The sequence below is a fragment of the Pseudomonas sp. NPDC089395 genome (genome assembly GCF_044749525.1).
Taxonomy (GTDB): Bacteria; Pseudomonadota; Gammaproteobacteria; order Pseudomonadales; family Pseudomonadaceae; genus Aquipseudomonas.
Genome location: NZ_JBIVID010000010.1, coordinates 170,891 through 197,670 on the forward strand (window position 1 = coordinate 170,891; position 26,780 = coordinate 197,670).

At 62.7% G+C, this 26,780-nt stretch carries 28 protein-coding genes and 1 tRNA gene; 15 read left to right on the forward strand and 14 right to left on the reverse strand.

Going from position 1 to position 26,780, the window contains the following annotated elements; genetic code table 11:
- Positions 1-45: 45 nt before the first annotated feature.
- Entirely contained in the window at positions 46-1,554 is a 1,509-nt protein-coding gene (locus ACIPZG_RS21240) for an aldehyde dehydrogenase family protein (RefSeq protein WP_400716622.1), read from the reverse strand.
- Between the two features lie 13 nt (positions 1,555-1,567).
- The gene (speB, locus tag ACIPZG_RS21245; protein ID WP_400716624.1) at positions 1,568-2,539 is read right to left on the reverse strand and encodes an agmatinase; all 972 of its coding nucleotides are present in this window, start codon (positions 2,537-2,539) and stop codon (positions 1,568-1,570) included.
- Positions 2,540-2,805: 266 nt separating this feature from the next.
- Between speB and ACIPZG_RS21250 the strand changes: the two genes are divergently transcribed.
- Both ACIPZG_RS21250 and ACIPZG_RS21255 read left to right on the forward strand, forming a co-directional pair.
- Positions 2,806-3,714 carry a LysR family transcriptional regulator gene (locus ACIPZG_RS21250; protein WP_400716626.1) on the forward strand — a complete coding sequence of 303 codons (909 nt, stop codon included), beginning with the start codon at positions 2,806-2,808 and terminating at the stop codon, positions 3,712-3,714.
- 133 nt (positions 3,715-3,847) lie between these two features.
- Positions 3,848-4,870: an alpha/beta fold hydrolase gene (locus ACIPZG_RS21255; RefSeq protein WP_400716628.1), complete on the forward strand. Its 1,023-nt coding sequence runs from the start codon at positions 3,848-3,850 to the stop codon at positions 4,868-4,870.
- A 6-nt stretch (positions 4,871-4,876) separates the two neighbouring features.
- Here ACIPZG_RS21255 and ACIPZG_RS21260 read toward each other — a convergent pair whose 3' ends face one another.
- The 3 genes from ACIPZG_RS21260 to ACIPZG_RS21270 form a co-directional block, all read right to left on the reverse strand.
- A complete protein-coding gene (locus ACIPZG_RS21260) occupies positions 4,877-5,563 on the reverse strand; it encodes a peptidoglycan DD-metalloendopeptidase family protein (protein WP_400716630.1) in 687 nt (228 codons plus the stop codon).
- A 100-nt stretch (positions 5,564-5,663) separates the two neighbouring features.
- A complete protein-coding gene (locus ACIPZG_RS21265) occupies positions 5,664-5,951 on the reverse strand; it encodes a hypothetical protein (RefSeq protein WP_400716632.1) in 288 nt (95 codons plus the stop codon).
- A gap of 430 nt (positions 5,952-6,381) precedes the next feature.
- Complete coding sequence (locus tag ACIPZG_RS21270; RefSeq protein WP_400716634.1) at positions 6,382-6,786, reverse strand: DUF6632 domain-containing protein; 405 nt, start codon at positions 6,784-6,786, stop codon at positions 6,382-6,384.
- Positions 6,787-6,942: 156 nt separating this feature from the next.
- Here ACIPZG_RS21270 and ACIPZG_RS21275 point away from each other — a divergent pair, with 156 nt between their 5' ends.
- Positions 6,943-7,500 carry a YdeI/OmpD-associated family protein gene (locus tag ACIPZG_RS21275; RefSeq protein ID WP_400716636.1) on the forward strand — a complete coding sequence of 186 codons (558 nt, stop codon included), beginning with the start codon at positions 6,943-6,945 and terminating at the stop codon, positions 7,498-7,500.
- A 92-nt stretch (positions 7,501-7,592) separates the two neighbouring features.
- Here ACIPZG_RS21275 and ACIPZG_RS21280 read toward each other — a convergent pair.
- Positions 7,593-7,680, reverse strand: a tRNA-Ser gene (locus ACIPZG_RS21280).
- Positions 7,681-7,815: 135 nt separating this feature from the next.
- On the opposite strand from ACIPZG_RS21280, the gene ACIPZG_RS21285 reads away from it, so the two are divergent.
- From ACIPZG_RS21285 to ACIPZG_RS21320, 8 genes are all read left to right on the forward strand, one after another.
- The gene (locus ACIPZG_RS21285) at positions 7,816-8,487 is read left to right on the forward strand and encodes a Bax inhibitor-1/YccA family protein (RefSeq protein WP_008094725.1); all 672 of its coding nucleotides are present in this window, start codon (positions 7,816-7,818) and stop codon (positions 8,485-8,487) included.
- 315 nt (positions 8,488-8,802) lie between these two features.
- Positions 8,803-10,182, forward strand: a complete 1,380-nt coding sequence (locus tag ACIPZG_RS21290; protein ID WP_400716638.1) for a nucleobase:cation symporter-2 family protein — start codon at positions 8,803-8,805, stop codon at positions 10,180-10,182.
- Positions 10,183-10,269: 87 nt separating this feature from the next.
- Complete coding sequence (tusD, locus tag ACIPZG_RS21295) at positions 10,270-10,662, forward strand: sulfurtransferase complex subunit TusD (protein WP_400716640.1); 393 nt, start codon at positions 10,270-10,272, stop codon at positions 10,660-10,662.
- Position 10,663: 1 nt separating this feature from the next.
- Complete coding sequence (gene tusC, locus ACIPZG_RS21300; protein WP_400716642.1) at positions 10,664-11,023, forward strand: sulfurtransferase complex subunit TusC; 360 nt, start codon at positions 10,664-10,666, stop codon at positions 11,021-11,023.
- The gene (tusB, locus tag ACIPZG_RS21305; RefSeq protein WP_400716644.1) at positions 11,023-11,319 is read left to right on the forward strand and encodes a sulfurtransferase complex subunit TusB; all 297 of its coding nucleotides are present in this window, start codon (positions 11,023-11,025) and stop codon (positions 11,317-11,319) included. The genes tusC and tusB overlap by 1 nt, the downstream gene beginning before the upstream one ends.
- Complete coding sequence (locus ACIPZG_RS21310; protein WP_008097719.1) at positions 11,316-11,651, forward strand: TusE/DsrC/DsvC family sulfur relay protein; 336 nt, start codon at positions 11,316-11,318, stop codon at positions 11,649-11,651. The genes tusB and ACIPZG_RS21310 overlap by 4 nt, the downstream gene beginning before the upstream one ends.
- Entirely contained in the window at positions 11,648-12,652 is a 1,005-nt protein-coding gene (locus ACIPZG_RS21315) for a glycosyl transferase family protein (protein ID WP_400716646.1), read from the forward strand. The genes ACIPZG_RS21310 and ACIPZG_RS21315 overlap by 4 nt, the downstream gene beginning before the upstream one ends.
- A 92-nt stretch (positions 12,653-12,744) precedes the next feature.
- Positions 12,745-13,704, forward strand: coding sequence for a glutathione S-transferase family protein (locus ACIPZG_RS21320; RefSeq protein ID WP_400716648.1), 960 nt, complete (start codon positions 12,745-12,747; stop codon positions 13,702-13,704).
- Positions 13,705-13,737: 33 nt separating this feature from the next.
- On the opposite strand, the gene cysG is transcribed toward ACIPZG_RS21320, so the two are convergent.
- From cysG to ACIPZG_RS21350, 6 genes are all read right to left on the reverse strand, one after another.
- On the reverse strand, positions 13,738-15,129 hold the full coding sequence (cysG, locus tag ACIPZG_RS21325) for a siroheme synthase CysG (protein WP_400716650.1): 1,392 nt from the start codon (positions 15,127-15,129) through the stop codon (positions 13,738-13,740).
- Complete coding sequence (gene serS / locus ACIPZG_RS21330) at positions 15,130-16,410, reverse strand: serine--tRNA ligase (protein WP_400716652.1); 1,281 nt, start codon at positions 16,408-16,410, stop codon at positions 15,130-15,132. It abuts the gene before it with no gap.
- A 30-nt stretch (positions 16,411-16,440) separates the two neighbouring features.
- Positions 16,441-16,815, reverse strand: coding sequence for a fluoride efflux transporter CrcB (gene crcB, locus ACIPZG_RS21335; RefSeq protein ID WP_400716654.1), 375 nt, complete (start codon positions 16,813-16,815; stop codon positions 16,441-16,443).
- The gene (locus tag ACIPZG_RS21340) at positions 16,812-18,137 is read right to left on the reverse strand and encodes a replication-associated recombination protein A (protein ID WP_400642415.1); all 1,326 of its coding nucleotides are present in this window, start codon (positions 18,135-18,137) and stop codon (positions 16,812-16,814) included. Before ACIPZG_RS21340 ends, crcB begins: the two co-directional genes overlap by 4 nt.
- A 12-nt stretch (positions 18,138-18,149) precedes the next feature.
- Positions 18,150-18,785: an outer membrane lipoprotein chaperone LolA gene (lolA, locus tag ACIPZG_RS21345; RefSeq protein ID WP_008097734.1), complete on the reverse strand. Its 636-nt coding sequence runs from the start codon at positions 18,783-18,785 to the stop codon at positions 18,150-18,152.
- A gap of 62 nt (positions 18,786-18,847) precedes the next feature.
- Positions 18,848-21,316, reverse strand: coding sequence for a DNA translocase FtsK 4TM domain-containing protein (locus ACIPZG_RS21350; RefSeq protein WP_400716656.1), 2,469 nt, complete (start codon positions 21,314-21,316; stop codon positions 18,848-18,850).
- Positions 21,317-21,677: 361 nt separating this feature from the next.
- Here ACIPZG_RS21350 and aat point away from each other — a divergent pair, with 361 nt between their 5' ends.
- From aat to infA, 3 genes are all read left to right on the forward strand, one after another.
- The gene (gene aat, locus ACIPZG_RS21355) at positions 21,678-22,358 is read left to right on the forward strand and encodes a leucyl/phenylalanyl-tRNA--protein transferase (RefSeq protein ID WP_400716658.1); all 681 of its coding nucleotides are present in this window, start codon (positions 21,678-21,680) and stop codon (positions 22,356-22,358) included.
- Between the two features lie 56 nt (positions 22,359-22,414).
- Positions 22,415-23,122, forward strand: a complete 708-nt coding sequence (locus tag ACIPZG_RS21360) for an arginyltransferase (RefSeq protein WP_008097741.1) — start codon at positions 22,415-22,417, stop codon at positions 23,120-23,122.
- Positions 23,123-23,225: 103 nt separating this feature from the next.
- Entirely contained in the window at positions 23,226-23,444 is a 219-nt protein-coding gene (infA, locus tag ACIPZG_RS21365; RefSeq protein WP_002553999.1) for a translation initiation factor IF-1, read from the forward strand.
- A 169-nt stretch (positions 23,445-23,613) separates the two neighbouring features.
- Here infA and clpA read toward each other — a convergent pair whose 3' ends face one another.
- The gene (gene clpA / locus ACIPZG_RS21370; RefSeq protein WP_400642412.1) at positions 23,614-25,884 is read right to left on the reverse strand and encodes an ATP-dependent Clp protease ATP-binding subunit ClpA; all 2,271 of its coding nucleotides are present in this window, start codon (positions 25,882-25,884) and stop codon (positions 23,614-23,616) included.
- 30 nt (positions 25,885-25,914) lie between these two features.
- Positions 25,915-26,277: an ATP-dependent Clp protease adapter ClpS gene (gene clpS, locus ACIPZG_RS21375; RefSeq protein WP_043274002.1), complete on the reverse strand. Its 363-nt coding sequence runs from the start codon at positions 26,275-26,277 to the stop codon at positions 25,915-25,917.
- Between the two features lie 230 nt (positions 26,278-26,507).
- On the opposite strand from clpS, the gene cspD reads away from it, so the two are divergent.
- Entirely contained in the window at positions 26,508-26,762 is a 255-nt protein-coding gene (gene cspD / locus ACIPZG_RS21380) for a cold shock domain-containing protein CspD (protein ID WP_008097747.1), read from the forward strand.
- Positions 26,763-26,780: the final 18 nt, after the last annotated feature.

Sequence of the window (26,780 nt, forward strand, 5' to 3'; positions counted from 1 at the left end):
GCCAGCGCCGCCACCCAGAGGCAACGGCGCTGGCCACCCTGTCGGTCAGGGCAAGGTGATCCACACGGCTTTGGTTTCCAGCAGGAACTCCAGCTGTTCGGCCCCCATGTCCTTGCCATAGCCCGATTGCTTGTAGCCACCGAACGGCATGGACGGGTCCAGGGTGCTGTGCGCATTGACGTACACGGTGCCGGCACGCAACTGCGGGATCAGGCCGTGGACCCGGCCCAGGTCATTGGAGTAGAGCGCCGCCGCCAGGCCGAACGCCGAATCGTTGGCCAGGGCCAGTGCCTCTTCCTGGCTGTCGAAGGGCTGGGTCACCAGCACCGGGCCGAAGATCTCTTCCTGGACCACACGCATGTCGTTGCGGCAGTTGGCGAAAATGGTTGGCTGCACGTAGAAGCCCGGGCCTTCGACGGGCTCGCCGCCGTAGTAGAGCTGTGCCCCTTCGGCCTTGCCCAGGGCAATGTAGTCGAGCACGCTTTGTTGCTGCTTGCGCGACACCATCGGGCTGATGAAGCAGTCCGGGTCCAGGCCGGGTGCGATCTTCAGCGTCGCGGTGTATTCGGCCAGCGCCGCCAGGAACTGTGGGTAGATGCTGCGCTCGATGTAGGCCCGTGTCCCGGCATCGCAGACTTGCCCCGAGTTGAAGAACACGCCGTTGGCCACCGCCTGCGCCGCCGCCGGGATATCGGCATCGGCGAACACGATCACCGGTGACTTGCCGCCCAGCTCCAGGGTCAGGCGCTTCATCTGGTCCATCGCCGCCTTGCCCACGGAACAGCCGACCGGGGTCGAGCCGGTGAAGCTCAGCTTGTCGATGCCAGGGTGGCTGGACATCGCCTCGCCGACCACGCTGCCACGCCCGGTGACGATGTTGATCACCCCGGCGGGAATGCCGGCTTCCTCGACCAGTTCGGCGAAGCGCAGGGCCGACAGGGACGTCAGCTCGGCCGGCTTGACGACCACGGTGCAGCCGGTCGCCAGGGCAGCGCCAAGTTTCCAGGCCATGGTCTGCAAGGGGAAGTTCCAGGGCACGATGACGCCCACCACCCCGACCGGTTCCTTGCGCGTATAGGCCAGGTAGTTGCCCGGCAGCGAAGGCTCCACGGTACGCCCGTGAATCTTGCTGGCCCAGCCGGCGAAGTAGCGGAACGTGTCGACGGTGCCCTGGATGTCCACGGCGCGCGCCTGCTCTACCGACTTGCCCATGTCGATGGACTCGATCTGCGCCAACTCGTCGCCATTGCGCTCGACCAGATCGGCCAGGCGATGCAGCAGACGTTCACGTTCCAGGGGTTTGAGCTGGCTCCACGGGCCACCGTCGAACTGCGCCCGGGCGGCCTGCACGGCACGGTCGAGGTCCTCGGCAGTGCCCATGGGAATGCGCGTCAGCACGGCCTCGGTGGAGGGCTCGATCACGTCGCTGGTGGCGCCGTCGCTGGCCTCGACCCAAGCACCGCCGATGTACTGGCGCTGGGGCTTGGACAGGAAGCGCTGGGTAGCTTCCAGCACACCGAATGCCTGCAGATAGTCTTTAACCTTGTTGTCCACGGTGTGTCCCCGGTCAGCGAGCGCGGGCGCGCTCATGGAAGATGAAGCCGATGCTGTTCATCAGCAGTTGCGCGGCCAGGATCGAGGTGACACCCGCCGGGTCGTAGGCCGGGGCCACTTCCACCAGGTCCATGCCCACGACCCTGCCCTGGCTGCGACGCGCCAGCGCCTGGATGATTTCCAGCACTTCGTAGTAGAGAAAACCGCCATGGCTCGGCGTTCCGGTGCCAGGCGCGATGGACGGGTCGAAGCCGTCGATGTCGATGGTGATGTAGTAGTCGCGGTCTTCCGGGATCATCGCCAGCACGCCTTCCGGGCCCAGCCGGCGCACGTCGCGCACCGAGAGGATCTGCGAACCGGCGTCGCGCGCCGCGTCGTAGTCGTCGCGGTTGGAGGACGACACGTTGCGAATGCCCATCTGAGTCATGCCGACGATGTGATCCAGTTCCGAGGCGCGGCGCAGGGGGCTGCCGTGGCCGTAGCGCACGCCGTGGCGCTCGTCGACGAAATCGAGGTGGGCGTCGAAGTGAATGATATGGATCGGCCCACGCCCCTCGAACGCCTTGATCACCGGGGCGTGGATCGAGTGGTCGCCCCCCAGCACCACCGGCATGGCACCGGAGGCGAGGATCTGGCGCACCGCGGATTCGATATTGGCGTTGCTGCTGGCCATGTCGGTGTGAACGATGTCGGCATCGCCCACATCGACCATGCGCACCTGGTCCTGGGTCAGGTAGGTGGTGTCATCCTCGTGGTCATACGCGCCACTGTGGCCGAACGAGAACAGCGTGGATGCCTCGCGGATGCCGCGCGGCCCGAAGCGCGCGCCGGAACGCCACTGGGTGCCCATGTCGTTGGGCGCGCCGAGGATCGCCACATCGGCGTCGATGGCGTTCCAGTCGGTACAGATGGGCGATTTGGCGAAAGTGCAATGCCCCACGAAGGGCAGGTTCAGGCGGCCGGATTCATAACCGTGCTTTGCCATGTTCGGGCTTCTCCACTTCTTGTTCTATTCAGGAGACGGGGCCCGTGCGGGACCTCCGTTGCAGCCACTATGGGCGCAGCCCGGCAGCAAAAAAATGCGCAACTGCAGATGCATACATCGGCTAATCCGAAGTATTCGAGGCTTTTGAAATCCGCAAGATCCCGGCATTGCGGTAGCACGCCCAGCCATGCTTACCTTGGCAGAAAACAATCGATCGGATGCTCATATCAGCTTCACCGATGTGACGCACCGACAGGAGGCCAGGCGTGATCCAGCTCCACGATGTCGATCTCAAGCTCCTCAGGGTATTCGCCACCATCGTCAGGTGCGGCGGGTTTTCCGCAGCACAAGCCGCGCTGAACGCCGGCCAGTCGACCATCAGCGAACAGATGACGCACCTGGAAACGCGGCTGGGGGTCAAGCTCTGCCAGCGCGGGCGCAGCGGCTTTCGCCTGACCGAGCAAGGGGTGGCGATCCATGAAGCGGCGTTGCGCCTGCTCGGCGCCGTGGAAAGCTTCTGCCTCGACGCCGATGTGCTCAAGCAGCACATCAGCGGCAAGCTCAACCTCGGGATCATCGACTCGACGCTGACCGACCCCGACTCGCCGGTGCCGCGCACCACGCAACGTTTCGTCTCACGCGGCCACGACGCCCACCTCAACGTCTATATCGGCACCCCCGCCGAGCTCGAAGAGCGTGTACTGGACGGCCGCCTGCACCTGGCCATCGGGCACTTCCCCATGCGCGTGCCAGGGCTGTCCTACCTACCCCTCTACGACGAGGCGCTGGGCCTGTTCTGTGGCCGCCGCCATCCCTTGTTCGGCAGCAAGGCCAGCAATGGCCGCCTGCTGGAAGAAGTGCGCGCCTGCCGCCTGGTCGCGCGCGGCTACATGCAGCAGTACGACCTCGATCAACTGGGCATGAGCAAGGCCGCGGCCACCGTCGAAAATATCGAGGCGGCGGCGATCCTGATCATTTCCGGGGCCTATGTCGGGTTTCTTCCCGTGCATTTTGCCGAACCGTGGGTGAAGAGCGGGGAGATGTGCCGGTTGGGCGCGAGCACCCTGGACCTGAGCTCGCCCTTCGACGTGATTACCCGTCGCGGGGTGGCTGCGCCGCCGATATTGCAAGCGTTTCTGGAGGACCTGGCGGCTTGCATGCAGCCGGTGGTGTGAGCCGGCGTTTGTATCTTTTTGTGTTCAAAGTGCGAGCTGACACACAAGTACGCTGACTGCACTGTCGAGAGACACAACCGGGATACAACGATCTTCTTTACTGGCTTGCATTGATCAGCGCCAGGAGATGCCCATGCTCACCCTTCCCATTCCCCAACGTTTCCAGCGTTCCGCCCTGCTCGCCTGCGCCCTGATGAGCGCGACAGGGGCTTATGCCACACAACCTGCGCAGCCCGAGCGCCGCGTGGCGGTGGCGGATGACTTCGGGCCCTTGAAGCATATCAAGGCCGGTGTGCTGGAGGTGGCCTACGTCGAACAAGGGCCGGCCGATGGCCCCGTGGTGATCCTCCTGCACGGCTGGCCCTACGACATTCACAGCTTCCAGGAAGTCGCCCCGGCCTTGGCCGCGAAGGGCTATCGCGTTCTGGTGCCGTACGTGCGCGGTTATGGCGAAACCCGTTTCCTCTCCGCTGACACACCCCGCAACGCCCAGCCTGCGGCCCTGGCCAGCGATGTCATTGCCTTCATGGACGCACTGCAGGTCAAGCGCGCCGTGCTGGCCGGCTTCGACTGGGGTGCGCGCACAGCCGATATCGTTTCGGCCCTGTGGCCGGAGCGGGTGAAGGCACTGGTCTCGGTCAGCGGCTACCTGATCAGCAGCCAGCAAGCCGCCAAGGCGCCCTTGCCGCCCAGTGCAGAGCTGCAGTGGTGGTACCAGTACTACTTCGCCACCGAGCGCGGCGAACTTGGCTACACCCACAATCGCCATGCCTTCGCCAAGTTGATCTGGCAAACCGCATCACCCAAGTGGGCATTCGACGACGCCACCTTCGAACGCAGCGCCAAGGCACTGGACAACCCCGACCAGGTGGCCATCACCGTGCACAACTACCGCTGGCGGCTGGGGCTGGCCCAAGGCGAAACCCGCTACGACCCGCTGGAAGCCAAGCTGGCCAAGTTCCCCAGCATCGGCGTGCCCACCATCACCCTGGAAGGCGACGCCAACGGCGCACCGCACCCGCCCGCCGAGGCCTATGCCCAGCGCTTCACCGGCAAGTACGAATATCGCCTGCTCAAGGGTGGCGTTGGCCACAACCTACCGCAGGAAGCCCCCCAGGCCTTCGCCCAGGCAGTGGTGGATGCCGACCATCTGTGAGCGCACTCAGTTGGCCGCTGGCAATACGCTCAACGGATCGACCGGCTTGCCGTTCTGACGGATCTCGAAGTAGAGCTGTGTGCGGTCGGTGTCCAGGTCACCGGCCTCGGCAATCAGCTCCCCCTTGCTGACGGTTTGACCTTCCTTGACCAGCAATCTGCGGTTGTGCCCGTAGACGCTGGCGTGGGAGGTGCCGTGCTGGAGGATGATCAGGTTGCCGTAGCCGCGAATGTTGGTGGCGAACGCCACCTTGCCGCCGAGGCTGGCGAACACTGGCTGGCCTGGGGTGGCAGCGATGCGGATGCCCTTGCTGAGCTTGTCGGCTGGGGCATATCGACCGATGACCACAGCGTTCTTGATCGGCCAGTCCCAGCCGCGCAAGGTCACTTTGGTGGCCGGCGCAGTCGAGGTTTTGGTGGCGGTTTTGGTTGCAGTCTTAGTCGTGGCGCTGCCCGGGCCGAAGCGAATGTTCTGGCCCACGTTAACCGCGTAGGGTGGTTTGATGTTGTTGTAGCGCGCCAGTGCCTTGAAATCCCAGCCGTGCCGAGTGGCGATCGAATAGAGGGTGTCGCCACGCTTGACCTTGTAAACGCCACTGACGACTTTGTTGGCAGAGGTGCCGGTGCTGGGTGATTGGGAACTGCACGCAGAGATCGACAGCAGGACAGCGATCAGAATGAACCTGAAAAACACACCACACCTATTGAACGGAGACGCGATTGACGGAGTGGCCACTATAAAGCACTGAATGGCATGTGCATGCCAGGTAATGGCAATAAAACTGGCCTTTGCCCTACGCCTTCAGCTGGCAGACCCCGTTGGCGCGGTTTTTACCGGTGTAGGACACGTCGGGTGAACCATCAGGGTTGATCGTCAGGGAAATCGTCACGCCACTGCCTTTGGCTTCGAAGTAGTTGTCGTTGAACTTCTTCAGCTTGGCTTCCTTGCCATTGATGTAGATCGGGCCGCCCTTGTCGGCGTGGACTTCGATGTTTCCGGGACAAGTGGCATCAAGGAGGGGGATCTGGGCTTGGGCGATGGCGGGGGCTGCCAGCAGGAGGCCTAGCAGTAATGGCTTCATTTCATGCTCCTTGGTGTGTTGGCATAGGAAGGGAAGCAATAGCTCAGGTCGACCAACTTTGCCATGTCAGCGACAGCCAAGGCCCCAAGACTTGGGAAGGGAGGACTGCCGGAAAGTCGAGCCACGATTGATCCTCTGAAAAACAACAAATACCGCCAATCGGCGGGCATTCAGATCGGGCTTCCGAAATTGCAGGCACTGATATAGCCTCACCTAAAAAAAGGTCAGGGAGAGGCCGGCGAATAGAAGAGAAAACTGATGCTCTGGATCGCTTCCCTCATTCTGCTAATCCTTGTCGCTGCAGCAATTGTTCTCATCGTGTACCTCGTCGGCAAGCGGATCGATAAATGTGAGGATTACGATTAACAACGTCGAGATTGCACCCCCTTTTCCGATACCGTTGTCCCGACCCTCGTAGCCAAACCTGGTCTCAGGCCCCATTGTGTGTCCGGGTCCGAGCGGCCAATTGCGAGCGGGGCGTCAATATGGCCAAGGCAACCGCCACGATGAAGAGCGCTGGCACGTCACCTGCCAAGTGCCCCATTTGCTCCGGCTGGGTGACCGCCTGGACGGTCATGATTGCGCCGTGTACGGCGCTAGACCACACGGTGAACCAGATCAGGCTCAGATTGGCTAATGGATCACGTGCGGCCAGGATCAAGAAGACGCCGAGTGTCGCGTAGATGCCAACGATCATCATCGGGTAGTCCGAGTAACCGACGTGCCAGGCCCAGCCGGAAGGCCAGAACAACATCAGTGGGTAGAGAGCAAGACACGCGAGGCCAGCCAATACTAGAACGAGACGCAAATACCTGAGGCGGTCGACTACGGTCATGGCGGACTCCACTTTGGGTCTGGCATCTGGATGTTGGGGCCGCTTCGGGTCGGCCATGATTAGCCACTGGACTGGCTAGGCTAAGTAGGTAGCGTCGACCTTCTGTACTGGATCTTAACCGCAGCCGAGCTGGGTGTAGTGGCTGGAGGCGTTGCAATGACAACAATCGATGTGAAATCCCGATTCGAAGCAAAGCTTCTTCGTCCGGCACAACCTGGAAATGATACGTCGTGGGCGTTCGTAGTACTGCCAAGAGACGCGAGTGAACAGCTTCCGAGGCGAGGAAGGACGACAGTTGAAGGCAAAATCAATGGGCACCCTTTCCAGGCAACCCTTGAGCCTGATGGTCAGCTGAGCCATTGGCTGCAGGTAAGTAAAGCGTTACTCAAAGCCGCGGGGGCGGCCGTTGGCGATACCGTTACGCTAGAGTTAACCCCTGTGAAGCAGGAGCCCGAGCCTGACATCCCACCCGATTTTCAGGAGGCACTGGCAGCCATGCCTGAGGCTCGTTCAGTTTGGAACAGTACGACCACCCTCGCACGCGTAGACTGGATACATTGGATTACTTCAGCCAAGCAACTCAAGACGCGCGCAAAACGAATAGGGGATGCATGCGATATGCTTGCATCCGGCAGGAAGCACGTTTGCTGTTTTGACCCGTCAGGCTACTACAGTAAGGCCTTCCATGCGCCTGAGGCAGAAAATGGGAAATGAGGGGGGAAATGCGGAATGAAGGAGATCGGTAGAGGCTCGCGAATCAGCACCTCAGAAACGCAAAAAGCCCTGAATAATCAGGGCTTTGAATATGGCGGAAGCGTAGAGATTCGAACTCTAGGATAGTTGCCCATCGACGGTTTTCAAGACCGTTGCCTTAAACCACTCGGCCACGCTTCCAGCTCGTTTTGCGGCCGCCATAATACCGTAATGAAACACGCTGTCAAACTCTCTATGACGCCGGTTGCGGAACCTCTGATAGACTCCTTTGCATCTGAACGTTTCAAAACCACAGGTTTACCAAGGAGTGTCGCCATGCGCGAACAGGATTATGCCGTACACAACGGCCAGCAGGTCGAGCAGCGCGAGGTCAGCAAAGTCCTGCGCAACACGTACAGCCTGCTGGCACTCACCCTCGCCTTCAGCGGTGTCATGGCCTACATCTCCCAGCAGATGGGCGTCCGCTACCCGAACGTATTCGTGGTGCTGATCGGCTTCTATGGCCTGTTCTTCCTCACCGCCAAACTGCGTGATTCGGTCTGGGGCCTGGTGTCCACCTTCGCACTCACCGGCTTCATGGGCTTCATCCTCGGCCCGATCCTCAACCGTTACTTGGGCATGAGCGGCGGCGCCGAAGTGGTTAGCTCGGCCTTTGCCATGACCGCCCTGGTGTTCGGCGGCCTGTCGGCCTATGTGCTGATCACCCGCAAGGACATGAGCTTCCTCAGCGGTTTCATCACCGCTGGCTTCTTCGTCTTGCTGGGTGCTGTAGTGGCCAGCTTCTTCTTCCAGATCAGCGGCCTGCAACTGGCGATCAGCGCGGGCTTCGTGCTGTTCTCGTCGGTCTGCATTCTGTTCCAGACCAGCGCCATCATCCATGGCGGCGAGCGCAACTACATCATGGCGACCATCAGCCTGTATGTATCGATCTACAACCTGTTCATCAGCCTGCTGCAGCTGTTCGGCATCATGGGCCGTGACGATTGATTGGTTGAGTTGCAAGGAAAAGCCCGCTTCGGCGGGCTTTTTTGTGGGCGGGATTTGGAAATGCGTTTGGGTTGAGAGGCGGTCGTCGTGTGAAGTGCGGCGTCTATGAGATCGAGCGCCGCGCGGGCGGCGCTCGATTTATGCACCACCTCAAATCCCAAGCCAGCCCCCAAAAACCCACCCTATAAATTGACCTAAAAGTCAGCTTAAACAGCAAATGGTCGCCGATCTTGCCGCCAACGTGCTTCCCCCTACCCCAATCCCGCTTCATTCCGTAGAATGCGCTCCTTTTTTCCTCCGGGGCAGCAACCTGCAATGAGCTCACACGAACACAGCCCAGGCGCGGTGGCGCCTGCCAATGAACTGGTGCTTGGCCTCGAGGACAAGCCACGGCTGTTGATCGGCCTGCTGGCGGCGCTGCAACACCTGCTGGCAATCATCGTCCCCATCGTCACCCCTGGCTTGCTGATCTGCCAGGCGCTGGGCGTTTCGGCACGTGACACCAACCTGATCGTGTCGATGTCGCTGGTGATTTCCGGTATCGCCACCTTCGTTCAGTGCAAGCGCTTCGGCCCGTTCGGTGCAGGATTGCTCATCGTCCAAGGCACCAGCTTCAACTTCGTCGGCCCACTGATTGCCGGCGGTGCGTTGATGGTCAAGCAAGGCACGCCGGTGGAAAGCGTGATGGCGGCGATCTTCGGCGTGGTGATCGCCGGCTCGTTCGTCGAGATGGGTGTGTCGCGCATCCTGCCGTTCGTCAAACGCCTGATCACCCCGCTGGTGACCGGCATCGTCGTGCTGATGATCGGCCTGACCTTGATCAAGGTCGGTCTGATCAGCATGGGTGGTGGCTTTGGCGCAATGGCCGACGGCACTTTCGCCAACGGCGAAAACCTGCTGCTCTCGGGCGTGGTGCTGGCGATCATCGTGATCCTCAACCGCATCCCGGTGGTGTGGATGCGCAGCTGCGCCATCGTCATCGCCCTGGCCGTGGGCTATGCACTGGCAGGCTACCTTGGCCGCCTGGACTTCACTGGCATGCACCAGGCCGCACTGTTCCAGGTCCCGACCCCGCTGCACTTCGGCCTGGGCTTTTCCTGGGCGCTGTTCATTCCGATGCTGGTGATCTACCTGGTGACGTCGCTGGAAGCCATTGGTGATGTCACCGCCACCAGCAAGGTCTCGCGCCAACCGGTCGAAGGCCCGGTATGGATGCAGCGGATCAAGGGCGGTGTACTGGTCAACGGCGCCAACTCGCTGCTGGCCGGCTTCTTCAACACCTTCCCCAGCTCGATCTTCGCCCAGAACAACGGCGTGATTCAGCTGACCGGCATCGCCAGCCGCCATATCGGCATGTGGATTGCCGTGATGCTGGTCCTGCTGGGCCTGTTCCCCAGCGTTGCCGGGGTAATTCAGGCGGTGCCCGAGCCGGTGCTGGGTGGTGCAGCCATGGTCATGTTCGGTGCGGTAGCCGCCTCCGGCATCAACATCCTGGCCAGTACCCGCCTGGATCGCCGCGCCTTGCTGATTATCTCGGTATCGCTGGCGCTGGGCCTGGGCGTGGCTCAGGTCCCGGAATTCCTCGCGCACATGCCCGAGGCGATTCGCCATGTGCTGGAATCGGGCGTGGCCACCGGCGGCATCTGCGCCCTGCTGCTGAACTGGTTCCTGCCAGAGAACAAGGAACACGCCTGACCCGGCGTGCTTCAGCCGACAAAGCCCGCGCCCACCGGCGCGGGCTTTTTGCTTTATCATGGCCGCATTCCTTTATTCGAGTTGTCCATGAAATTCGCCATCGCGGTTTTTTCCCCGGCCCATGCGCCCTCCTCGCGCCGCGCCCTGCGCTTCGCCGAGGCGGTACTGGCCGACGGGCATGAGATTGCCCGGCTGTTCTTCTATCAGGACGGCGTTCACAGCGCCTCGGCCAACATCGTCGCGCCCCAGGACGAAGTGGATGTCGCGGCCCAGTGGCGCGCCTTTATCGAAGCCCAGCAGCTCGACGCGGTGGTGTGTATCGCCGCCGCCTTGCGCCGCGGTGTGCTCGATCAGACCGAAGCCACGCGTTACCGACGTCCGGCAGTGAACCTGCCCCAGCCCTGGGAGCTGTCGGGCCTGGGTCAGTTGCATGAAGCGGCGCAGCTTGCCGACCGCCTGGTCTGTTTTGGAGGCGATTGAAATGGCCAAATCCCTGTTGATCATCAGCCGCCAGGCGCCGTGGAATGGCCCTGGCGCACGCGAGGCACTGGACATCGCCCTGGCGGGCGGTGCGTTCGACCTGCCGCTGGGCATGCTGTTTCTCGATGACGGTGTGTTCCAGCTGGCGCCTGGCCAGCAACCGAGCGCCGTACAGCAGAAGAACCTCGGCGCCAACCTGCAGGCGCTGCCAATGTTCGGCGTCGAAGAACTGTATGCCTGCCAGCACAGCCTGACCCGCCGTGGCCTGGCCGCCGACACCCTGGACCTGCCGGTGGAGGTGCTGGACGACACAGCACTGACCGCGCTGATTGCCCGTTACGACCAAGTGGTGACGCTCTGATGCCAACCTTGCACGTGCTCTCCCATTCCCCCTTCGGCGACGACCGCCTGGACAGTTGCCTACGCCTGCTCGGCAGCAATGATGCCTTGCTGCTGTGCGGCGATGCGGTTTACGCCCTGCGCGACGGCAGCGACACGCAGCGCGTGCTACAGACGGCCGGCCTGGCTCAACGCCTGTTCGCCCTCGACGAAGACCTGCAAGCGCGCGCCATCAGCAGCGAGCTGGCCAAGGCGGTGGACTACCCGGCCTTCGTCGCCTTGTCACTGCACTACGACAAGGTCAACAGCTGGCTATGAACACACTGACTGTTGGCGATCAGGCGATCGCCCTGGACAAGGACGGCTTTCTGCTCGACCTGCAAGACTGGTCCCACGCCGCCGCCGAAGCACTGGCAGAGCGCGAAAGCATCGCGCTGACCGCCGATCACTGGGAAGTCCTCGAACTGCTGCGCCAGTTCTACGAGGAATACCAGCTGTCCCCGGCCACGCGCCCGTTGATCAAGTACACCGCACTCAAGCTGGGGCCGGAAAAGGGCAACAGCCCACACCTCAACCGCCTGTTCAATGGCACCCCCGCCAAGCTCGCAGCCAAGCTCGCGGGCCTGCCCAAGCCGACCAATTGCATATGACCGACGCTCGCCCGCTGACCCTGGAAACCCCGGCCGAACACCCCTTCGCCGAATTCGTGCGCATCCTTGGCAAGGGCAAGCGCGGTGCGCGCGGCCTGACCCGCGAGGAAGCCCGCGCTGCCATGACCCTGCTGCTGGAAGGCAAGGTCGAAGACACCCAGCTCGGTGCCTTCCTCATGCTGCTGCGGCACAAGGAAGAGAGCGCCGCAGAGCTGGCCGGCTTCACCGAAGCCGTGCGCGCCCACCTGCAAGCGCCCTCCATCGCGGTCGACCTGGACTGGCCGAGCTATGCCGGCAAGAAGCGCCACTTGCCGTGGTACCTGCTGGCAGCCAAATGCCTGGCCAACAACGGCGTGCGCATCCTCCTGCACGGTGGCGGCGCGCACACCGCCGGGCGCCTGTACACCGAACAGGTGCTGGCCCTGCTGCAGATACCGCTGTGCCGTGACTGGCATGCGGTCAGCGAGGCTTTGGACCAACAGCGCCTTGCCTTCGCGCCCCTGCAGGACTGGCTGCCGCAGCTGCAGCGCATGATCGACCTGCGCAACACCCTCGGCCTGCGCTCGCCCATCCATTCCCTGGCGCGCGTGCTCAACCCGCTGGGCGCCCGTTGCGGCCTGCAGAGCATCTTCCACCCCGGGTACCAGGCCGTGCACCGCGAAGCCAGCTGCCTGCTCGGCGACCATGCCGTGGTGATCAAGGGTGACGGCGGCGAGATCGAGGTCAACCCCGATGTCATCAGCCACTTGTACGGCACCACGGCGGGAGAAACTTGGGATGAAGAATGGCCAGCGCTGAGCGAGCGCCGCCACGTGAAACCGCCGAGCCTGCAGCCAGAACAGCTGCTGGCCGTCTGGCGCGGCGAAACCGAAGACAGCTACGGTGAAATGGCCGTGATCGCGACCATGGCCTTGGCCCTGCGCGGGCTGGGCCAGGATCGCGAGCAGGCATTTGCCACGGCACGCGATTACTGGAGCGCAAGAAACCCATCGAATAAATAGATGATTACCCCGCAGTCTTTGCACTAGTTGTTCGAACGATTTCCCCTAGACTGAGCTCCAACGACAAACGACTTTGTTCCGAGGAGCTCACCATGGGCCTTTTGATCGACGGCCGCTGGCATGACCAGTGGTACGAAAACGGCAAGGACGGCGCGTTCAAGCGCGAGAATGCCCAGCGCCGCAATCAACTGCCCGCCCCCGAGGCCGGCCGCTACCACCTGTATGTGTCGCTGGCGTGCCCGTGGGCTCATCGCACCCTGATCTTCCGCGCGCTCAAGGGCCTGGAACCGCTGATCGATGTGTCGGTGGTGAGCTGGCTGATGCAGGAAAGCGGCTGGACCTTCGACCCGCAGCAAGGCTCCAGCGGCGACCACCTCGACGGCCTCACCTACCTGCACCAGCGCTACACCCAGGACGACCCGCACTACACTGGCCGTGTCACCGTGCCCGTACTGTGGGACAAGCAAGAGAAGCGCATCGTGAACAACGAGTCGTCGGAGATCATCCGTATCTTCAACAGCGCCTTCAACGAGCTGACCGACAACCACCTGGACCTGTACCCCGAGCCACTGCGCCCGGCCATCGAGGCGCTCAACGCTCGTATTTATCCGGCGGTGAACAACGGCGTGTACCGCGCAGGCTTCGCCACCACGCAAGAGGCCTACGAGGCCGCGTTCGATGACGTGTTCAATGAGCTGGATTATCTGGAAGATCTGCTAAGCCGCAATCGCTACCTGGCCGGTGAATACCTGACCGAGGCCGACGTGCGCCTGTTCACCACGCTAGTGCGTTTCGATGCGGTGTACCACGGGCACTTCAAGTGCAACCTGCGCCGCTTGAGCGACTACCCGAACCTGTCCAACTGGCTGCGCGAGCTGTATCAGTGGCCGGGGGTGGCGCAGACGGTGAATATGGAACATATCCAGAAGCACTATTACATGAGCCACAAGACCATCAACCCGAATGGGATTGTGCCTAAGGGGCCGTTGCAGGACTTTAACCAGCCGCATGATCGGGAGCGGTTGGTGGGCAAGGGTATTTGGCAGGTTTGAGATCGTCGGGGCTGCTTTGCAGCCCCAACAATTTCAGTCCTGCTGCGAGCCTTCGAACCAGGCCAGCTTCTCGCGCAACTGCACCACTTCCCCGACGATCACCAGGGTCGGCGCATGCACCTCATGCTGGGCCACCAGCGCCGGCAAGTCCGCCAAGGTGCCGGTGAACACCCGCTGATTGCGCGTAGTCCCCTGCTGCACCAACGCCGCCGGGGTACTGGCCGCGCGGCCATGACGAATCAGCTCGGCACAAATGGTCGGCAACCCCACCAGCCCCATGTAGAACACCAAGGTCTGCGCCGGTGCAACCAGGTCATCCCAAGGCAGATTACTGGTACCGTCCTTGAGGTGCCCGGTCACGAACCGCACCGACTGGGCATAGTCACGGTGAGTCAGCGGAATACCGCCATAGGCGGAACAGCCACTGGCCGCGGTAATGCCCGGCACCACCTGGAACGGGATGCCATGCTCGGCCAGCTCCTCGATCTCCTCGCCACCCCGGCCGAAGATGAACGGGTCGCCGCCCTTCAGGCGCAACACCCGCTTGCCCTGCTGCGCCAGGTCGACCAGCAGGCGGTTGATCTGGTCCTGCGGCACGGCATGGTCGGCGCGGCGCTTGCCCACATAAATGCGTTCGGCATCGCGCCGGCACATCTCGATGATCGCAGGCGCCACCAGACGGTCGTAAAGCACCACGTCAGCCTGCTGCATCAGGCGCAAGGCGCGGAAAGTCAGCAAGTCCGGGTCACCCGGTCCAGCGCCTACCAAATACACCTCGCCGCCCTGCTGTACCGGGGCACCGTCGACCATGGCCTGCAACAGCTTTTCGGCCTCGGTCCCCTGCCCGGCCAACTGGCGCTCGGCAATCGGGCCCTGGAACACGGTTTCCCAGAAGCCGCGGCGCTGGTTGACGTCCGGGTACAACGCCTTGACCTTGTCGCGAAAACGCGCGGCCAAGCCGGCCAGCTCACCATAGGTAGACGGAATCCAGGCCTCCAGCTTGGCGCGGATCAAGCGCGCCAGCACCGGGGCGTCACCGCCACTGGAAACCGCCACCACCAAGGGTGAACGGTCGACGATCGCCGGGAAGATCACCGTGCACAGGGCCGGCGCATCCACCACGTTGACCGGCAGGCTGAGCGCCTGCGCATCGGCCGAGACCTGGGCGTTGAGCCCCGAGTCATCGGTGGCTGCGATCACCAGCCGGCAACCGACCAGGTCGTCCGCCCGATAGCCACGCACCTGGACCTCGCCGCCGCCTTCACGGGCCAGCGCGGCCAGCTGGCCATCGACGTCGGGCGCTACCACCCGCAGCGCGGCGCCGGCATCGGCCAGCAGGCGCGCCTTGCGCAAGGCGATTTCGCCGCCGCCGACGACCAGCACGCGGCCGCCCTGCAGCTTGTGGAACAGCGGCAGGTAATCCATTTAGCGGATGACCTCGACACCACCCATGTACGGCTTGAGCACTTCCGGCACACGGATCGAGCCGTCGGCCTGCTGGTAGTTCTCCAGCACCGCTACCAGGGTACGGCCCACCGCCAGGCCGGAGCCATTGAGGGTGTGCACCAGCTCAGGCTTGCCGGTTTCCGGGTTGCGCCAGCGGGCCTGCATGCGGCGGGCCTGGAAGTCACCGCAGTTGGAGCAGGAGCTGATCTCGCGGTACTTGTCCTGGCTCGGCACCCACACTTCCAGGTCGTAGGTCTTCACGGCGCCGAAGCCCATGTCGCCGGTGCACAGGGCCAGCACGCGATACGGCAACTCCAGCAGCTGCAGGACGCGCTCGGCGTTGGCGGTCAGGCCTTCCAGCGCTTCCATCGACTTGGACGGCTCGACCACCTGGACCATCTCGACCTTGTCGAACTGGTGCTGGCGGATCATGCCGCGAGTGTCGCGGCCCGACGCGCCGGCTTCACTGCGGAAGCACGGGGTATGGGCAACCAGCTTGAGCGGCAGCTGCTTGGCGTCGAGGATCTCGCCCGCCACCAGGTTGGTCAGCGACACTTCGGCGGTCGGGATCAGGTAGAAGTCGGCTTCGCCTTCGCGGCTGATCTTGAACAGGTCTTCCTCGAACTTCGGCAGCTGGCCAGTGCCTTGCAGCGCCGGGGCCTGCACCAGGTACGGGGTGTAATGCTCTTCGTAGCCGTGCTCACCGGTGTGCAGGTTGATCATGAACTGCGCCAGTGCGCGGTGCAGGCGGGCGACCGGGCCACGCAACACGGCAAAGCGGGCACCGGACAGCTTGGCCGCGGCTTCGAAGTCCAGGCCACCGCTGATCTCGCCCAGGGCGACGTGGTCCTTGATCTCGAAATCGAACGCTTTCGGCGTACCCCAGCGGCGCACTTCGATGTTGTCGTCTTCGCTGGCACCGACCGGAACGCTGGCGTCCGGCAGGTTCGGAATGGTCAGCAGGATGCCGTCCAGTTCAGCCTGGATACCGTCCAGCTCGACCTTGCCGGCCGCCAGCTCATTGGCCATGCGCTCGACGTCGGCCATCAGCGGCGCGATGTCTTCGCCCTTGGCCTTGGCCTGGCCAATCGATTTGGAGCGGGCGTTACGCTCGGCCTGCAACTGCTCGGTACGGGTCTGTACCGCCTTGCGGCGTTCTTCCAGCGATTCGATGCGCGCGACATCCAGGCTGAAGCCACGGGAGGCGAGGCGGTCAGCCACTTCCTGGAGTTGGCCGCGTAACAGTTTGGAATCGAGCATGTCGTTCTCTCGTTATGTATAGAGGTTGGTTCAGAGTCGGGTCAGGGACAGGCCGGCCCAAGTGGCCAGGAGCCCGCCCATCACGCTAATACCGGTATAGCCCACGGCCAGGGGCACCTGCCCACTTTCCATGAGGCGCACGGTATCGAGCGAAAAGGAGGAAAATGTCGTCAGCCCGCCCAGGAAGCCGACGATCAGGCCTGCGCGCAGCTCCACGGGGGCCATCGGCTTGTGCAGGAACAGGCCGTAAAGCAGGCCGATCAGCAGGCAGCCAACCAGGTTGACAGCCAGCGTACCGAGATAGAAATGCCGGGGCCAGTTGGCCGCAACCCAGTTAGCGGTGGCGAAACGCAGCAGGGTGCCGGCGATACCCCCTGCGCTGACGGCGGCGATGAGTGCGATCACGGCTTTCTCCGCTGTCGGGGGCTGTTGCGGTCGAGCTCGTGCAGATGACGCAGTTTTTCGCCGATCTTCAGCTCCAGGCCACGGGGAACAGGTTGGTAGTAAGGCCGTGGTTCGAGCTGGTCGGGGAAGTAGTCTTCGCCGGCGGCGTAGGCATCGGGCTCGTCGTGGGCGTAGCGGTATTCATCGCCATAGCCCAATTGCTTCATCAGCTTGGTCGGCGCATTGCGCAGGTGCAGTGGCACCTCCAGCGAACCGTGCTCGGCCGCCTCGCGCAATGCGGTCTTGAAGCCCATGTACACGGCGTTGCTCTTCGGTGCGCAGGCGATATAGGTGATGGCCTGGGCCACCGCCAGTTCACCCTCGGGGCTGCCCAGGCGCTCCTGCACGTCCCAGGCGGCCAGGCACAGGCTCAGCGCGCGCGGGTCGGCGTTGCCGATGTCTTCGCTGGCCATGCGCACCACGCGGCGGGCGATGTACAGCGGGTCGCAGCCGCCGTCGAGCATGCGCGCGAACCAGTACAGCGCGGCATCGGGATTCGAGCCACGCACCGATTTGTGCAGCGCGGAAATCTGGTCGTAGAAGGCCTCGCCGCCCTTGTCGAAGCGCCGGCGGCTGTCACCGAGCAGGCTCTGCAACAACTCGACGGCGATCTCGCCACCGTCTTCGGCCAGGTCCGAGGCGTTCTCGAGGAAATTGAGCATGCGCCGGCCATCGCCATCGGCGGCAGCCATGAGCATCTTGAAGGCCTCGTCGCCGACCCGCAGGTTGCGCTTGCCCAAGCCCCGCTCTTCGCTGAGCGCACGGTCGACCAACTTGCGCAGCGCGACTTCGTCGAGGCTCTTGAGCACATACACCCGCGCCCGCGAGAGCAAGGCGTTGTTCAGTTCGAACGACGGGTTTTCGGTGGTGGCGCCGATGAAAATCAGCGTGCCATCTTCCACGTAGGGCAGGAAGGCATCCTGTTGAGACTTGTTGAAGCGGTGCACCTCATCGACGAACAGGATGGTACGCCGGCCGTACTGGGCGGCCTGCTGCTTGGCCACCTCGACAGCCTGGCGGATCTCCTTGACCCCGGCCAGCACCGCCGACACCGTTTCAAAGTGGGCATCGCAGAACTGCGCCAGCAGCCGCGCCAGGGTGGTCTTGCCCACGCCTGGCGGCCCCCAGAAGATCATCGAGTGCAGCGCACCCTGCTCCAGCGCCTCGCGCAGCGGTTTGCCACGCGCCAGCAAATGCTCCTGGCCGACGTACTCGCCCAGGTTGGAGGGGCGCAGGCGAGCAGCCAGGGGCTGGGCGACGGGTTCGCTTCGAAACAGGTCCATGACGAGCTCCGGTTACTCCTTGATCACGTCAGCGCCTTTGGGGATGTCGAACCTGAACTTGCTGTCCGGCACCGCCTGATTGGCCTTGACCCCGTTGAACAGGATGTTGGTGCGCTGGCCGACGCTGTCGATCAGTTGCATGTCGTTGATCAGGCCCTTGCGGAACGACACGCGCAGCGAGTCGAACAAGGTGTCCTTGGTCTTCGGCTTGAGGGTGAAGTCCATCACATCGCCCTGCTCCTTGGAGGTGATGTCGAAGCTCTGGCTGATCTTCGACACATCACCGGACAGCAGCAGCGCCGGGGTCTGGTTCAGCCGCACGTCGAGCTTCTTGATGGTGGCCTGTTCCAGGTCCGGGTCCCACAGGGTGACGTTCTTGCCATCGGACACCACCACCTGCTCCTGCGGTGCGTCGGTGTGCCAGTAGAACAGGCCCGGGCGCTTGACCGTCATCTTGCCGGAGGTTTCCTGCAGGCTGGTGCCACCGGCATCCAGGGTCAGCTGGGAGAAATTGGCTTCGATGGTCTGCGACTTTTCCAGCAACTGGGTCAGGCGCTGTACATCCTGCTCACCGGCATAGGCCGACACAGTGGTCGACACAGAAGCCAGGGTCAGGGCAGAAACCAACAGCATGCGAATCGCGCGCATGTTTATCCTCATTGAGCATTGAAGGAGCCGGGCGCCACCGTTGGCGCCCGGCAAGGTGTTCATCAGTCGCGTGGGCCGCCTGGGGCGATCACTTCCCGCGAGCCGTTGCTGTTCATCGGGGTAACCACGCCGGCCATTTCCATTGCCTCGATCATGCGGGCGGCGCGGTTGTAGCCGATCTTCAGCTTGCGCTGCACGGCCGAGATCGATGCACGTCGGCTTTCGAGCACGAATTGCACGGCCTCATCATACAGCGCGTCGCTCTCCGAATCTTCGCCATCGCCACCACCGCCGCCGCCTTCGAAGCCGCTGCCGGCCTCTTCCACGCCATTGAGGATGTCGTCGTTGTAGTCCGGTGCACCGCGCATCTTCCAGGCTTCCACGACCCGGTGCACTTCGTCGTCGGAGACGAACGCACCGTGAACACGGATCGGCAGGCTGGTGCCCGGCGGCATGTAGAGCATGTCACCGTGACCCAGCAACTGCTCGGCGCCACCCTGGTCGATGATGGTCCGCGAGTCGATCTTGCTCGACACCTGGAACGCCATGCGGGTCGGGATGTTGGCCTTGATCAGGCCGGTGATCACGTCCACCGACGGGCGCTGGGTGGCGAGGATCAGGTGGATACCGGCAGCACGCGCCTTCTGTGCGATACGGGCGATCAGCTCTTCGACCTTCTTGCCGACGATCATCATCATGTCGGCGAATTCGTCGACCACCACCACGATGGTCGGCAGGGTCTTCAGCACTGGCGGTTCGTCGTCCATGCTCTCGCGGCGGTACAGCGGGTCGTGGATGACCTCGCCCGCCTCCTGGGCATCCTTGATCTTGCGGTTGAAGCCGGCCAGGTTGCGCACGCCCATCGCCGCCATCAGCTTGTAGCGCCGTTCCATCTCGGCCACGCTCCAGCGCAGGGCGTTGGCGGCGTCCTTCATGTCGGTGACCACCGGGCACAGCAAGTGCGGGATGCCTTCGTAGATCGACAGTTCAAGCATCTTCGGGTCGATCATGATCAGCCGCGCGTCTTCCGGGCCCGACTTGAACAGGATCGACAGGATCATCGCGTTCACGCCCACCGACTTACCGGAACCGGTAGTACCGGCCACCAGCAGGTGCGGCATCTTGGCCAGGTCGGTGATCACCGGCTTGCCGCCGATGTCGTGGCCCAGCGCCAGGGTGACCGGCGACTTCTGCTCATCGTACTGCGGCGTCGCCAGCACTTCGGAGAAGCGCACCATCTGGCGGTTCTCGTTGGGGATCTCGATACCCACGGTGGTCTTGCCGGGGATCACCTCGACCACCCGCACGCTGGTCACCGCAATGGACCGCGCCAGGTCCTTGGCCAGGTTGGCGATACGGCTGACCTTGACCCCGGCCGCCGGCTGGATTTCATAACGGGTAATCACAGGGCCCGGGTGGATGGAGTCCACCGAGACTTCCACGCCGAATTCCTTGAGTTTGATCTCCAGCAACTGGCCGACACCGGCCAGGGACTCTGGCGAATACTCGATCTTCTTCTGCTCGGCCGGGTCGAGGATGGAGATCGACGGCAGGGTACCTTCCACCGCGCTGTCGACGAACAACGGTGTCTGCTTCTCTTTCATCACCCGCTTGCTTGGCTCGGGCGCCTTCACCGCAGGCGGCATGATCACCGGTGCCGCAGGTTGCTCACGGGGCACCACCGTCTCGCGTGGCACCACGGGTTCACGCGGCACCACTGTTTCGCGCGGCGCAGCCGGCCGGGCTGGGGCTTCTTCGCGCTCGACGATGCGCTCGCGTGGCTGTGGCTTGATCAGCTCGCGCTTCTCGGCAGGCGTCGGCGCCGCGTCGAATTTGGGCTCGTCGACCTCGCGCAACTGCGCCTCCAGGCGTTTGCGCTCGTTGCGTGCCTCCCACCAGCGGTTGGCCGCGCCTTGCACCAGCTCGAACAGGTCGAGGGTGATCTTGCCGGTCATGTCCATCACCTTGAACCAGGACAGGTCGGTGAACACGGTCAGGCCGAACAGGAACAGGGCAATGAACATCAGTGTGCTGCCCTGCACGTTGAGCAGGTTGCGCGCGAGCTCGCCGAGGCTTTCGCCCAGAGCTCCACCGGCGGAGAACGGCAGGCTCGCCGGCGGATGGAAATGGATATGCGCCAGAGCCGCACCGGACAGCACCAGGAATACCAGGCCGATCAACCGCCAGGAGAACAGCCAGCCACTCCACTGCCACGGCTGGTGCCGTTCGCGGAATATCTGCCAGGTCTTGATCGCCAGCAACAGCGGGAAGATGTAGGCGAAATAGCCAAGCACCATGAACAGGATGTCGGCGAAATATGCACCGGCACGCCCGGCGGCATTCTGCACCTGCTCAGCGTTGCTGGTGTGGCTGAAGCCCGGGTCGGAGGTGTCGTAGGTCAGCAGTGCCATCCACAGGTACAGGCACAGGGCGCCGACAGCGATCAACGCACCTTCCTTGAGGCGGTAATGCAGCTGCTGCCGCCACAGGGGCACGGGCAAAGGAGCTGGAGTTGCGGTGGATTTCTTCAAAACGCGTCTATTCCTGCGCGTGCTGCGCGTCCAGTAGTGATCGGCCGATGTCTGGCCAATGAACCCCTACTTTTAACATTACTGCCCGCCGGCCGCCATGGCGGCACGCCGTATGGAGCTAGGCTGGGGGCGACTTTCGTATAGCTGCAATTTGAGCATGCATTTTCTTTTGTGACAAAGGCTTATGCTGTGTTTTTGCACAGGTGTGACAGCAAATGCGCTCAATGGTGCCTGTGGCTTCATGAAAGCGCAGGAAATTGCCTGCTTCACGGCCAGCACCTGCGCATTGGCGGGCAAGCATTGACCCTCGAAGCCTTGCGCGCCATGCTGCCCTCTCCCCTCCCCCACCGCACGATAGACCATGCTCACCTGGCTGACCCGCGACTCGCTGACCTTCCCTCCCCTGGAAAAGGCCCTGCACGACCCCAACGGTTTGCTCGCCGCCGGCGGCGACCTGAGCCCCGACCGCCTGGTGCAGGCCTATCGCCATGGCTGCTTCCCCTGGTACCAGGACGGCCAGCCAATCCTCTGGTGGTCGCCTGACCCGCGCACGGTGCTGCTCCCTGACGAGCTGCACGTCTCGCGCTCGCTGGCCAAGCTGATGCGCCAGGGCCGCTACCAGGTCAGCTTCGACACCGACTTCGCCGCCGTGATCGCCGCCTGCGCCGCGCCCCGCGACTACGCTGACGGCACCTGGATCACCGACACCATGCGCGATGCCTACTGCGAACTGCACCGGCGCGGCATCGCCCATTCGGTGGAAGTACGCCAGGACGGCGAGCTGGTCGGCGGACTCTACGGCCTGGCCATGGGCCGGCTGTTTTTCGGCGAATCGATGTTCAGCCGCGCCGACAACGCCTCCAAGGTCGGTTTCGTGACCCTGGTCGAGCACCTGCGCCAAGCCGGCTTCGTGCTGATCGACTGCCAGATGCCGACCAACCACCTGCACAGCCTTGGCGCCCGCGCCATCAGCCGCGCGTGCTTCGCCGAGTACCTCGCACAGCACCTCGACCAGCCCAATAGCGCCACCTGGCTGGTCTAGGCGAGTTTTGCCAGCTGGCTTACACTTAAAACAAAGTCTCACCGAAGGGGTCGATCATGACAGAGTTGGCGCGGTTGAAGTTCTATGCCACTCAGCCCCACTCCTGCAGCTATCTGCCGGACGAGCAGGCGACCACCCTGTTCCTCGACCCCAGCCAGCCGATGGACGTGCATGTGTATGCCGACCTGTCGGAGATGGGCTTTCGGCGCAGTGGCGACCACCTGTATCGCCCGCACTGCCAGAATTGCAACGCCTGCGTGCCGGCACGCATCCCTGCTGCTCGCTTCATTCCCAACCGTCAGCAGCGACGCATTCTCAAGCGCAATGCCGACCTTACCGTGACTGCTGCGCGACCGGCCTTCAAGGAAGAGTACTTCGACCTGTACCGGCGTTACATCGAGACCCGCCACGCCGATGGCGACATGTACCCGCCGAGTCGCGACCAGTTTTCCACCTTCCTGGTGCGCGACCTGCCGTTCTGCTGGTTCTACGAGTTCCGCCTGGCCGGGCGCCTGCTGGCGGTGGCCGTGTGCGACCTGCTGCCCAACGGCCTGTCAGCGGTCTACACCTTCTACGAGCCCGATGAGGAGCGTCGCAGCCTGGGGCGTTTTGCCATTCTCTGGCAGATTACCGAAGCCCTGCGCCAGGACCTGGAAGCGGTCTACCTCGGCTACTGGATCAAGAACTGCAAGAAGATGAACTACAAGACCCAGTACCGCCCCATCGAGCTGCTGATCAACCAGCGCTGGGTCACCCTCAATTGAAAGCATTGGCTTGACACACTATTTTCCGGCATAATCCACGCCACTTTTTTGCCCGCTGCAGTTATGCGTCGGGCTAACACTGGATACCTGAGGGCTCTACTGCATGTCGAAAGAAGACAGCTTCGAAATGGAAGGTACTGTCGTCGACACCCTGCCCAACACCATGTTCCGCGTGGAGTTGGAAAACGGGCACGTCGTAACCGCGCACATCTCCGGAAAGATGCGCAAGAACTACATCCGCATTCTCACTGGCGACAAGGTCCGCGTCGAGCTGACGCCTTATGACCTGAGCAAGGGCCGCATCACTTACCGTGCGCGCTAAGCTCCAGCCATGAAAAAGCCCGGCCATGTGCCGGGCTTTTTTGTGCCTTCAAGATTGTAAGGGGCTGCTCTGCAGCCCTTTCGCGACACAAGGCCGCTCCTACAGGCGTTCGCATATTCCTGTAGGAGCGGCCTTGTGTCGCGTAAGGGCCGCAAAGCGGCCCCTCGCATCACGCTACCTCTGCCGTGGTCTCGAAATCGAACACCAGTTCGCCATCGCGCAAGTCGATGTGCACCACACCGCCATGCTCGGCCAGCTCGCCAAACAGGATCTCTTCGGCCAATGGCCGCTTGATCTTGTCCTGGATAAGCCGCGCCATCGGCCGCGCACCCATCTGCACATCGTAGCCCGAGGCCGCCAGCCAGCCGCGTGCGGCATCGCTGACTTCCAGCAGCACCCGCTTGTCTTCCAACTGGGCCTGCAGCTCGATGAGGAACTTGTCGACGATGCTCTTGATCGTCTCATGGCTCAGACGGCCGAACTGGATGATGGTATCCAGGCGGTTGCGGAACTCCGGCGTGAAGCTCTTGCGAATCACTTCCATGGCATCGGACGCATGGTCCTGATGGGTGAAGCCGATCGACGCCCGTGCCGCGGTTTCTGCCCCGGCGTTGGTGGTCATGATCAGGATCACGTTGCGGAAGTCGGCCTTGCGCCCGTTGTTGTCGGTCAGGGTACCGTGGTCCATCACCTGCAGCAGCAGGTTGAAGACTTCCGGGTGGGCCTTCTCGATCTCGTCGAGCAGCAACACGCAATGCGGCTGCTTGGTGATGGCTTCGGTCAACAGGCCGCCCTGGTCGAACCCGACATAGCCTGGAGGCGCACCGATCAGGCGCGACACGGTGTGCCGCTCCATGTACTCGGACATGTCGAAGCGCACCAGCTCGACCCCCAGCGCCTTGGCCAACTGCCGCGCCGCTTCGGTCTTGCCGACGCCGGTGGGGCCGGCGAACAGGAACGAACCGACGGGCTTGTCCGGCGCCTTGAGGCCGGCACGGGACAGCTTGATCGCCGTGGCCAGCGAGTCGATCGCGGCATCCTGACCGAACACGGTCAGTTTCAGGTCACGCTCCAGGTTGCGCAGCAGCTCCTTGTCGGAACTGGTGACGTGCTTCGGCGGAATCCGCGCGATCTTGGCAACGATGTCCTCGACCTGCGGCACCTCGATACGCTTGACCCGGTTTGCCTCAGGCTGCAAGCGCTGGTAGGCACCCGCCTCGTCGATCACGTCGATGGCCTTGTCCGGCATGTGGCGATCGTTGATGTAGCGCGAGGCCAGCTCGGCAGCCGCACGCAGCGCCTCGTCGCTGTACTCGATGTTGTGATGGCTTTCGAACCGCCCCTTCAGGCCACGCAGGATACCGACGGTGTCTTCGACCGACGGCTCACTGACATCGACCTTCTGGAAGCGCCGAGCCAGGGCCCGGTCTTTCTCGAAGATGCCGCGAAACTCCTGGAAGGTGGTCGAGCCGATGCAGCGAATATCGCCGGACGACAGCAGCGGCTTGAGCAGGTTGGACGCATCCATCACCCCGCCAGACGCCGCACCCGCACCGATGATGGTGTGGATTTCGTCGATGAACAGAATCGCTTGCGGGCGTTTGCGCAGCTCGCCGAGCAACGCCTTGAAGCGCTTCTCGAAATCGCCGCGGTACTTGGTGCCGGCCAGCAACGCGCCGAGGTCAAGCGAATACACCACGCTTTGCGCCAGCAGGTCGGGCACCTGGCCGTCGACGATACGCTTGGCCAGGCCTTCGGCGATGGCGGTTTTACCGACGCCGGCCTCACCAACCAGCAGCGGGTTGTTCTTGCGCCGACGGGCAAGGATCTGCGCAACGCGCTCGACTTCCTGCTCGCGGCCTACCAGCGGATCGATACGGCCCGCACGCGCCAGCTCGTTGAGGTTGCTGGCATAGGCGTCCAGAGGGTTGCTCGAAGACGAGGTTTCACCACCGTCCTCGTCCTGCATTTCCTGGTCGCTTTCGCTGTGTGAACCATGACCTGGCACCTTGGAGATGCCATGGGCGATGTAGTTGACCACGTCGATACGGGCCACGCTCTGCTGCTTGAGCAGGAACACGGCCTGGCTTTCCTGTTCGCTGAAGATCGCCACCAGCACATTGGCACCGGTCACTTCGCGCTTGCCGGAGCTTTGCACGTGGAACACGGCACGCTGCAGCACACGCTGGAAGCCCAGGGTCGGCTGGGTTTCACGGTCTTCGTCATTGACGGGAATAAGGGGTGTAGTGGAATCGATGAACTCTTGCAGGTCGTGCTTGAGTTTGTCGAGATTGGCGCCACAGGCGCGCAGAACGGTCGCGGCAGCCTCATTGTCAAGGAGTGCCAGCAGCAAATGTTCGACGGTCATGAACTCATGACGCTTCGAACGAGCCTCCTTGAAGGCAAGATTGAGGGTGACTTCGAGCTCGCGGTTTAACATAGCTTCACCTCATACCCAAGTGGTCGGCGATTAACCGTCCTTCTCGATTTCACAGAGTAGCGGATGCTGGCTTTCCCTGGCGTATTGGTTGACCTGCATGGCCTTTGTTTCGGCGATGTCACGGGTAAACAATCCGCACACTGCCCGCCCCTCGGTATGGACGGTCAGCATGATCTTGGTCGCCAGCTCGCGGTTCAGACTAAAGAACGTTTCGAGCACTTCGACGACGAAATCCATCGGCGTGTAGTCATCGTTGAACAAAACCACCTTGTACATAGGTGGAGCCTGCAGGATCGGCTTGGCTTCCTGTACCGCAAGACCTGAGCCGTCGTCCTCGTTCGATTGCGGGCGATCCTGATTGAATGTTAGTCGAATCTTGCTAGGTGCATGCATGGAAAGAATTTCATCATGATCGACAGGTTAAGGTTGTGGGTTGACCGCACAGGCCACTGCCAGCGCACGCGCTGGGCGACCTTGACTATCGGCAAAACGGTGTTACAACCAATAAGAACCCACCGTGGTCGATAAAGATCCGCGCAGTCAACCAGATTTTTCGCATGGTTCGTATGCGGATGAAGTGGATGATACTCCAGTGATGGAGTCCTTTGCAGAGGGACATAGGGATGGCAAGCGGTAAAGTCAAGTGGTTCAACAATGCCAAGGGCTACGGATTCATCAACGAGGAGGGTAAAACCGAAGATCTGTTCGCGCATTACTCAGCGATCCAGATGGACGGTTACAAGACACTCAAAGCTGGCCAGACAGTGAACTTCGATATCATCCAGGGGCCAAAAGGACTGCACGCGATTGCGATCGTGCCCGCTGGAGCCGAAGCCGCGAGCAAGGTGTCACCCCCTCTCGAAACCGTCAAAGCCTGAATCACCCGCTCTGCCGGT

Coding starts and splice junctions, on each gene's coding strand:
- speB (WP_400716624.1), bottom strand. CDS start 2,539: ATGGCAAAGCACGGTTATGAATCCGGCCGCCTGAACCTGCCCTTCGTG.
- ACIPZG_RS21255 (WP_400716628.1), top strand. CDS start 3,848: ATGCTCACCCTTCCCATTCCCCAACGTTTCCAGCGTTCCGCCCTGCTC.
- ACIPZG_RS21265 (WP_400716632.1), bottom strand. CDS start 5,951: ATGAAGCCATTACTGCTAGGCCTCCTGCTGGCAGCCCCCGCCATCGCC.
- ACIPZG_RS21270 (WP_400716634.1), bottom strand. CDS start 6,786: ATGACCGTAGTCGACCGCCTCAGGTATTTGCGTCTCGTTCTAGTATTG.
- ACIPZG_RS21275 (WP_400716636.1), top strand. CDS start 6,943: ATGACAACAATCGATGTGAAATCCCGATTCGAAGCAAAGCTTCTTCGT.
- ACIPZG_RS21285 (WP_008094725.1), top strand. CDS start 7,816: ATGCGCGAACAGGATTATGCCGTACACAACGGCCAGCAGGTCGAGCAG.
- ACIPZG_RS21290 (WP_400716638.1), top strand. CDS start 8,803: ATGAGCTCACACGAACACAGCCCAGGCGCGGTGGCGCCTGCCAATGAA.
- tusD (WP_400716640.1), top strand. CDS start 10,270: ATGAAATTCGCCATCGCGGTTTTTTCCCCGGCCCATGCGCCCTCCTCG.
- tusC (WP_400716642.1), top strand. CDS start 10,664: ATGGCCAAATCCCTGTTGATCATCAGCCGCCAGGCGCCGTGGAATGGC.
- tusB (WP_400716644.1), top strand. CDS start 11,023: ATGCCAACCTTGCACGTGCTCTCCCATTCCCCCTTCGGCGACGACCGC.
- ACIPZG_RS21310 (WP_008097719.1), top strand. CDS start 11,316: ATGAACACACTGACTGTTGGCGATCAGGCGATCGCCCTGGACAAGGAC.
- ACIPZG_RS21315 (WP_400716646.1), top strand. CDS start 11,648: ATGACCGACGCTCGCCCGCTGACCCTGGAAACCCCGGCCGAACACCCC.
- ACIPZG_RS21320 (WP_400716648.1), top strand. CDS start 12,745: ATGGGCCTTTTGATCGACGGCCGCTGGCATGACCAGTGGTACGAAAAC.
- cysG (WP_400716650.1), bottom strand. CDS start 15,129: ATGGATTACCTGCCGCTGTTCCACAAGCTGCAGGGCGGCCGCGTGCTG.
- serS (WP_400716652.1), bottom strand. CDS start 16,410: ATGCTCGATTCCAAACTGTTACGCGGCCAACTCCAGGAAGTGGCTGAC.
- ACIPZG_RS21340 (WP_400642415.1), bottom strand. CDS start 18,137: ATGGACCTGTTTCGAAGCGAACCCGTCGCCCAGCCCCTGGCTGCTCGC.
- lolA (WP_008097734.1), bottom strand. CDS start 18,785: ATGCGCGCGATTCGCATGCTGTTGGTTTCTGCCCTGACCCTGGCTTCT.
- aat (WP_400716658.1), top strand. CDS start 21,678: ATGCTCACCTGGCTGACCCGCGACTCGCTGACCTTCCCTCCCCTGGAA.
- ACIPZG_RS21360 (WP_008097741.1), top strand. CDS start 22,415: ATGACAGAGTTGGCGCGGTTGAAGTTCTATGCCACTCAGCCCCACTCC.
- infA (WP_002553999.1), top strand. CDS start 23,226: ATGTCGAAAGAAGACAGCTTCGAAATGGAAGGTACTGTCGTCGACACC.
- clpA (WP_400642412.1), bottom strand. CDS start 25,884: ATGTTAAACCGCGAGCTCGAAGTCACCCTCAATCTTGCCTTCAAGGAG.
- clpS (WP_043274002.1), bottom strand. CDS start 26,277: ATGCATGCACCTAGCAAGATTCGACTAACATTCAATCAGGATCGCCCG.
- cspD (WP_008097747.1), top strand. CDS start 26,508: ATGGCAAGCGGTAAAGTCAAGTGGTTCAACAATGCCAAGGGCTACGGA.